The sequence below is a fragment of the Nostoc sp. genome (genome assembly GCF_036917975.1).
Taxonomy (GTDB): domain Bacteria; phylum Cyanobacteriota; class Cyanobacteriia; order Cyanobacteriales; family Nostocaceae; genus Nostoc.
Window position 1 is genome coordinate 147,800 of the sequence record NZ_JBALEJ010000038.1, and the last position, 8,289, is coordinate 156,088.

The 8,289-nt window shown below is 40.0% G+C and carries 4 protein-coding genes and 1 pseudogene; 4 read left to right on the top strand and 1 reads right to left on the bottom strand.

Annotated elements, in window-relative coordinates; genetic code table 11:
* Positions 1-573: 573 nt before the first annotated feature.
* Positions 574-1,296, top strand: a complete 723-nt coding sequence (locus tag V7K76_RS17410) for a response regulator transcription factor (RefSeq protein ID WP_179064032.1) — start codon at positions 574-576, stop codon at positions 1,294-1,296.
* 163 nt (positions 1,297-1,459) lie between these two features.
* Here V7K76_RS17410 and V7K76_RS17415 read toward each other — a convergent pair whose 3' ends face one another.
* On the bottom strand, positions 1,460-2,809 hold the full coding sequence (locus V7K76_RS17415) for a lipid-A-disaccharide synthase-related protein (protein ID WP_334775547.1): 1,350 nt from the start codon (positions 2,807-2,809) through the stop codon (positions 1,460-1,462).
* Positions 2,810-3,106: 297 nt separating this feature from the next.
* On the opposite strand from V7K76_RS17415, the pseudogene V7K76_RS17420 reads away from it, so the two are divergent.
* From V7K76_RS17420 to V7K76_RS17430, 3 genes and pseudogenes are all read left to right on the top strand, one after another.
* Positions 3,107-3,269, top strand: a pseudogene (locus V7K76_RS17420) (BamA/TamA family outer membrane protein); the annotation flags it as partial.
* A 342-nt stretch (positions 3,270-3,611) separates the two neighbouring features.
* Entirely contained in the window at positions 3,612-5,846 is a 2,235-nt protein-coding gene (locus V7K76_RS17425; protein ID WP_334775548.1) for a hypothetical protein, read from the top strand.
* A 12-nt stretch (positions 5,847-5,858) separates the two neighbouring features.
* Positions 5,859-8,165 carry a COG1470 family protein gene (locus tag V7K76_RS17430; RefSeq protein WP_334775549.1) on the top strand — a complete coding sequence of 769 codons (2,307 nt, stop codon included), beginning with the start codon at positions 5,859-5,861 and terminating at the stop codon, positions 8,163-8,165.
* The last annotated feature ends 124 nt before the right edge of the window (positions 8,166-8,289 follow it).

The following is an 8,289-nucleotide window of genomic DNA, read 5'->3' on the forward strand; positions in this document are numbered from 1 at the left end:
TCTATACCTATTTGTGAATCTGAAGTCATTCTACCTGCTGAAATTTCGACAATTTTCTTAGCGATCGCTAGACCAATTGCTAGTATTTTTACAGATATATTTTAATTACACTGTTCTTAAAATTACCAATATTTAGCCCCGAAGAAAGCTTCCTGACAAAGGCTTCATTAATCGAATGAATCCAAAGGTATGGTTAAAAACCGCTTGAAACCATCGTTTACTTTCTCTGAAAACAACTTCGACACATTGTAATTCTTTCATTTTCGTAAGCTTTTTTTAAAGTTGTACACAAAATCATACTAAATGGAACATAGCAACTCAAAGCTGGATTATCAGCCAGGAGTAGCAATTTGGCATTCGTTTCAATATTTCATACTTTTTGTCTAAGTATCCATATATCTCCAGCTAGATTTGTCCTCTATCTAAATATAAAAATTTCGAGTATTTATTATTTCTATCGGTGGATGCAGACTGGTTGAAATATCATCTATCTTTAGTTTGGGAAAATCAGAGATAGTAGTGACAAAAGGTAATACTTTGAAAGATGCAAACAGCACAAGAGTGAGTGTAGCGATGAATGAAATTAGTATTATTTTAATTGAAGATCATGACTTAACACGAATGGGACTACGAGCGGCATTACAGTCTCACAGTGCATTGAAAGTAATTGGCGAAGCAGCAAATGCAACCCAAGGATTAAAACTTTTAGAAACGGCAAAGCCAGACGTAGCAGTTGTAGATATCGGCTTGCCTGATATGGATGGCATCGAACTTACTCGTAAATTCAGACGCTATCAGGCGGAAACTGGGCAATCAAATACGAAGATTCTCATCTTGACAATGGATCATACAGAGGATGCTGTACTAGCAGCCTTTGCAGCTGGTGCTGATTCGTATTATATGAAAGAAACCAGCATCAGTAAATTAACTGAGGCGATCCAAGCAACTCACGGCGGTAACTCTTGGATTGATCCGGCAATTGCCAACGTGGTATTGCGGAAGATGCGCCAAGGTATTCCTGGAGAAATTCAAGGTTCTGACAAGCCGAAAACTGTCAAAATTGAGGCACTTGCATCAGAATATGAGCAAGTTTTAGAAACATACCCCCTAACTCAACGGGAATTGGAAATACTAGAGTTGATTGTCGGTGGGTGTAGTAATGGGCAAATTGCTGAGAAACTCTACATTACAGTTGGTACTGTAAAAACCCATGTTCGCAATATTCTAAATAAACTGTGTGCTGACGATCGTACACAAGCTGCTGTGAGGGCCTTGCGTTCTGGGTTGGTAGCATGAGGGATTGGGGATGAGGAAGTAAGAATTTTAGATTTTAAATTTTAGATTTTAGATTGAAATTTAATCCAAAAGACGCTCTCTACGAGACGCTGCGCGAACGCGGACTCGCTAACGCTGCGCTATCGTCAATCCAAAATCCAAAATTGAATTGCCCAATTCCCATTCAAAATCGTTCCTGTAAACATTCTGCAATGCGTAGTGCGGCTCCTGGTTTACCCATGCGTCGCCCACCATTTTCGGCAATAATTTGCAAAATATCAGGATCTTTGAAGAGGGATTGTACGACCTTGGCAATTGCTGCTGGCTGATCAATTAAAATCAAGGATGATCCGAGAAGACGACTTTGAGCTTCAGCAAAAGCCGGGTTATATTGCGGCCCATTACCGGGAATTGCGATCGCAGGTTTCCCTAAACCGATAAACTGTTCTGTGGCTGTACCTGCCATTGCGATCGCTATATCTCCCAAATGTAAGCAATCATTATAGGCTTGTTGTGTTAAAACTAAATAAGCATTTCTTTGTTTAAATGTCAAGGCATTTGCATCGGAGATTTGGATAGGAGATGCTGATTCAGCGCGCCAGCCTTGAGATTGCACACTTTGGGATAAAATATTAGAGTCTAAACCAGGAGCGATCGCACCTAAAAATACTACTGTTTTAGAAGTATAGAAGATCGAATCTCTCTGCTGGAAACTTGCCATCAATGCAGATACGGCAATCATAATTGTTTCCCAGTTGGTATATGCCTCTGGCGGGCGAGAGCCAGGAAGAAGAGTGACTACAAAAGGTCTAACTATCTCTCGCTGTTGGATATCTTGACTATAAAATTGTTGGCGTGAAAACGTTGGTTCTAGACCATCCATCATGGGATTACCCAAACTTAAAGCTGGAATTGGCCATTGTTTTAATGTTTCCGTCGTCAACCCATCTCTAGGAAAAACCGCCTTACAACGGCGACGACTCATTAACCAACGTTCCCAAGGATGGTAAACTGAACCGGAAAAGTTTTCCCAACGCGCATTTTTAGATTTCCGTGGCAATAATCCAGCTTCATCCCGCACGTAATATTCAGATTTCGCCGTACCGACAAAAGCATAATTAGCGCCACTGAAAGTTGCAAACAACAACGGTACAATATCTCCCACTGCTAAAATTGCTCTTTTATTACCTAATTTTTTTTGGGAACTTACCCAACGGCGGACAGCTTTAATCTGGCTGAGGGTAAGTTGCAATAAACCACCGCGTACATCCCGCGCTAATTGACGACCATCCATATAGATAAAGCCACCAGAAGGCATCGTGCGGACTGAACCAATAAGGGGAATATCCAACTGTTGATAAGCATGTCCTTCACCCACCAGAGGCAAAGCAAAGATTTCTGGTGGGTTTGATTCTCGTTGGAGTTCTTGCAAAATCCGAACTGCAATTACATCTTCCCCATGACCATTACTTAATACAAGTAACTGCAAAGGAGGGGAGTTAGAAGCAAGAGATGACCGAGATACATTACTCATAGAAACAAAATATCAAAATTAATTGTCTGTTTAGGAGGTATAAATAGGGAAATCGACGAAGCAGCTGGAAGTTAGTATTATCCCTATTTCTTTACTTCCATACAACTAATACCAATTTTGGATAGGAATGTAATTGTTTGAAATTCCTCGAACAGCCTTTTGGTCAATACTTTTAATCAAAAATCTAAAATCTAAAATCCAAAATTAGTATAACTCCCAGTTAATTAGGTTAAATATTATGCGAGTTTCTGCTACTGCAATTTTTACTTTAGCTACTTTAGCTGCTGCCAATGTCACCTAACAACCGTATCCTTCACCGCCACCAAAGACAAACGAGATAATCCCCTCAATCCAACTCAAGGTTCCGTTCTGAGTCTGAGTACACAACAATCTATAGCCATCGGCGAAGCTAATATTTCCCTCAATCGCCTCAAAGCCAATTACAGCCAATATTTACCAGTGCGCGATTTTAATTTGAGTTCAAGTATTCCTCAGGGGTTATATCCAAAAATTTATGCATTATCCATAACCCTTGTAGAGACGTAGCAGTGCTACGTCTCTACATTAGCGATCGCTTCTGAAAATGAATATTATAAATTGACCAATTTATTACACAATATTTAATAATATATACATTCTCAAACTCTCATTCCTCCGTGGACTCTGCGTCCTCTGTGGTTTGTTTGTCCTTACCTTTGCGTAAGTCCTAAATCAAAGTAAAAATTATTGTCACATTTTCGTAGACATTAATTTTTTATAGTGCTAATCACACAAAATATCAAAAAATATTATAAGTAATGGTATGGAAAAAAGTGTTATAAATGCCAGCCTTTCTACTCAAAACTTAACCTTTCGTCCAGGTGATACCCCTGTATCATTTGAGGTAACTGTCAATAATGATAGCGATCGCTTTGTCAATTTTCAAATCGAAATTACCGCCGCCGGAGAAACCCGGAATACAGGCTATCGCTGGTATCGACTAGAACCAGAGGTAGCAGCAGCCAAGCCACCCGGTAGTAGTACCATCTTCCAAGTCTTTGTATTCAATACACCCATTCCGGGATTTGTCGGTACTGTCAACCTGATGGTAAATATTTTTTCACCGCAATTAGCACAACAGTGCAGACTTGTGCTACGCCTGAAAATTGAGCGAGACAACAGACCAACGCATTTAAGTGTAGAATTGCCTGTGCGGGAGTTCCAAGTTTATCCTCGCAATTCTGTAGATATACCAGTACGGGTGCGGAACTTGGGGCAACAACCGACTGATGTCGTATTACGTTTTACAGGCATTGATTCATCTTGGCTAGCTGGCAGTGCAGAACGCCGATTATTCTTAGATCCAGGTGGTTTAGCAGAAGCTACATTCCAATGCCAACCTCCATCTGTAGTCCAAGCGCCCAGTCAAAATTACCATTTTACGATTGAAGCTGTTAGCAATAATGGTTATCCAACTAATGCTGAAGGTAATGTTGAAGTTTTACCTGTGGGTTTTATAGACTTTACCACCACAGAAAAACACCTGAAAATTCCCAGTAAATCGGCATGGTTGCCTGATTGGAAATCTCATACAGCTTCCTTTGAATTATTATTTAAAAATGCTAGCAATCTCAATCAGCAAATTAATATCCAGGTACAGGGTAGAGATTGGCGAAAATGTAGTTTCAAAAAGCTTCCCGAAATTGCCAATCTCCATCTAGGAGAGACAAGTAAAGTCATTCTTGATGTTAAAACAAAACGCCCTTGGGTAGGAATCGGCAAAACTTTGTTACTGGAGGCTAAATCGGAATTATCCGACCAACGTTTAGGGAGTACAGACCCAGCCACGCAGACATTAGAAGTGGAGACTTTGCCAATTATACCTTTATGGCTACAATTGGTTGCGATCGCACTTTTAGCCGCACTCCTAGCATTAATCTTTCAACCCAGAGATGTAATGCATACCCGTTCTGTAAACTCAGTGCGTTTTAGTGGCATTGGTTTATCTGTGGTCAGTGGCTCAGATGATTGCACCTTAAGACTTTGGAGAATCGGTACTGATAGCTTAGATCCTGATGATACAGTAAAATACACTGGGCAGCCCGTTGCTTGCGATCAAGCGCAACAACCCAAAGGTCTGATGGCGATTACTGATGATGCGGTAGAAGTCTTACGCTTCATGCCATTGCAAAATAATCGTGCGGCTGTTGGTTTAGATAATGGTGTCATTGAACTCAGAGATGTCCCATCAGGTGCCAAGATTAGCCAACTTCAAGACCTTAAAGATTCTAAAGCAAAAGGCGATCGCGTTTTTGATTTAGCTTTCACCTCAAACTCACTTAACTTATTCAGTGGTTATGGCAGTGGTAAAGTGAGACTATGGTCAAGACCAGCGCCTAACAGTGATTTTCTGCCAGAACCGCAAGTTATTGACGTACAAAGTACATTGAAACTATCAGGTTTCCAAGTCCGGGCATTAAATCTCAGCCCAGATGCAAAAACTCTCGTAATTGCTGGAAACTTCAAACGTTTCATCTTGTGGCAGTGGAATCCAAATCAATCTGACAAACAATCTCCCAGTTTATTAGTACAAAATCTAGAAAAACTAGACCCATTAGTTGGGCGTGAAGACTATATTTGGGGATTGGCTTTTGTTCCTAACTCAACAAGAAAAATCCTCGCAACATCTGATTCTGCGGGCTTCATTACAATTTGGGATTTAAATCAGTGTCAAACTATCAAAAATCCGAATCCCTCCGAAAAAATAAATGAACTTAATTGTTCACCACTAGACCGTTGGTCAGCATCAAAAACATCTGTGCGGACTCTCGCATTTAGTGACGATGGTAGTCTCTTAGTAAGTGGTGGCGATGATGGACGAGTCGTGGTTTGGTACTTAACCTCCGAACATAAACTCGACAAAACAAAAGCAGCAGAAGGCAAAACAATTTACCAAAGCTCTAAAAAAATCAATAGTATCGACTTGAAAACTAATCAAGGAACCATGATTGTGAGTGGTGGTGAAGATTTTCAGGTCAAACTACATCGCATCAAATAAGGAAGTCGATATATGCAAGCAAAATTCAATCCACTACAAGTTATTATCAACCCACCTGGAATTCAATTTGGGATGCCAGGAGATACTATTGAACTCTATATTGTTGTAATCAATCAGGGAGATCAAAGTGCGGTTATTGACTTATATTTTGTTTTTGACGAAGTATTTCAAAATTTAACTGGCTGGTCTACCTCTCCTAGAGAAAGTTTAGCATTAGCTCCAGGGCAAAATAGCGACGAAGTAAAATTTGAGTTTGAAATTGCTGCAAATGCTCTCCCCGGAACCTATGACTATACACTAGTCGTAGATTCACCTCTACATTATCCCCAAGATACTCCCATAACCTTCCCAAACCAAATTAAGGTTCTGCTAAAAGAACAGACAGCAATTCGCGTAAATGACCCGACATTTTCCCTAAGACCTAACACCAACCCCAACAAACCACTAATTTTCAATCCTAGTGAACCTCTGCAAGTGGAAGTAATAGTTGATAATCGCTCTTATCTTGTAGATAGGTTCCGCTTGAGTTGCCCAGATTTAGATGATGACTGGTTCACAATTAATTATCCTGCAACTGGATTTGAGGGGCCAGGATTAGTATCTGACGTGACTGCACTAGAACTAAACCCTGGTACTCAAGCTCAAATATTCTTGAAATTTCACCCACCTGGGGATACCCTGGCGGGAAGTTATTCTCCGACAATCCGCTTGTATTCAGAAAACTCTCCAGACTTAGTATTACTGGATTTGGTGTATATCCAAATTCCGACAAATTATCGCCTAGATATAGAACTTCATACCATCTTGGCACAAGTTAGCCGTAGTCTTGGCAAATACGAATTATCACTAGCCAATCGGGGCAATATTATCCGCGAACTGATATTAAACTTAAAAAGTCGAGACGAAGAAGAACTATATACTTATAAATTTGAACCTACTGAAGTCAGATTATTACCTAATAGAAGTGCCGTAGCTAATTTGACGGTCAAACCCAGACCTTGGTGGCGAAGACCGTGGTTTGGTGCAGGGCTAGTGGTCAACTTTCAACTCGACATCAAAGACCAACAAAGTTTACCCCTACCTAACACATTGCCTCAAGGAACTTTGGTATGGAAACCCCGTCCTTTATGGCAATTTATTTTGTTAATTTTGGTAGTTTTAGGCTTACTAGGAGGGATAGGATTCATCATTTGGCGAATTTTAAACCCCGATCCTTTAAGATTAGAAAATTTTAGTGCAAATGACTCTCAAATCACTGAAGGCGATGAAGTAGCTTTGAAGTGGGATATTCACAATTATCAACAGTTGCAAAAGTTAGTTCTCACAGCCAAGGGTTCGCAACCGATTCAGCCTATTACTTATGACTTTAGCAACGGCATTCCGGAAACACTGGGTAAGGGAAATGCTAATGAAATACCTCCTTGTCAGGTGCAAGATAAACAACAGCTAATTTGTAGCAACGTTAAAACTGGAGTGAAAACAAAAGGAAATTACACTTTTGAGTTACAAGCATTTTATCGTAATGGTATCCAATTATTTTCTCCCAAGAATCAAGTAGCCAGCCAAACAACCCAAATAGAAATAGCTGAAAAACAAATTGCTGAAGTACTTAGTTTCCAAACGGATAAACCACTGTATACAAAAGGTCAAAATATTCTTTTAAGTTGGACAATTGCCCGTCCATTATTATTAGGACAAATTCAAATTGCTGGCAGTGCAGATGATGGTACATTATATAGTGAGCCAATTACTTATAAATTTAATCAAGGTAATCTTGCCGATCCGAAACTCCAAAAGCTATGTACACAACAAAATCAACAACTGCGATGTATAAATATTCCTCTACTAGCATATAAAGCTGGGAAATATGCGTTTGAAATCAAAGCTTTTCCTAACAATGGAAGTCAAAAAACTAGTTTTAAAAAGACTGAATCAAAAATTGAAATATTACCGAAACCATTCAAAATTGTCTCTTTTAGAATCAACGGTAGCGAACAACCAAATCTAGTTCTCAACGAAGGCGAATCTGCTACCTTGAGTTGGAGAGTAGAGGGAGAAAATATTCAGGTTAAACTTCTACCATACGGCAATGATGTTCCAGCCATTGGCTCCATGAAGCTTCCAGTCAATCAAGCCTTCCCCCCTCAAATCGGACTGCTAGTCAATGATATATCTGGTAAGCAACAACCCCAGCAAAGAGGATTTGCAATTACAGTTCTCAAAAAAGTAGAGCCTACTCCTATACCTAGCGTTAACCCACTTGCGCCTAGTCTTCCATCCAACAATAGCCCATTTAAGACTCCCTTACCTCTGAGATAAAGCTTATGGAAAGCTATTTTTAAAATACAGAGAGGTGCGCGGGATAAGCGCGACTTGAAAGGTCGTTTAGGACGGAGAGCCGACTCTCCTAGAGAATTCACACTCTCTACCCTCATGTAAAAAG

Bases quoted from the DNA above. Each gene is read 5' to 3' on its own strand.
- V7K76_RS17425 (WP_334775548.1), top strand. From the start codon at position 3,612: ATGGAAAAAAGTGTTATAAATGCCAGCCTTTCTACTCAAAACTTAACC.
- V7K76_RS17410 (WP_179064032.1), top strand. From the start codon at position 574: ATGAATGAAATTAGTATTATTTTAATTGAAGATCATGACTTAACACGA.
- V7K76_RS17415 (WP_334775547.1), bottom strand. From the start codon at position 2,809: ATGAGTAATGTATCTCGGTCATCTCTTGCTTCTAACTCCCCTCCTTTG.
- V7K76_RS17430 (WP_334775549.1), top strand. From the start codon at position 5,859: ATGCAAGCAAAATTCAATCCACTACAAGTTATTATCAACCCACCTGGA.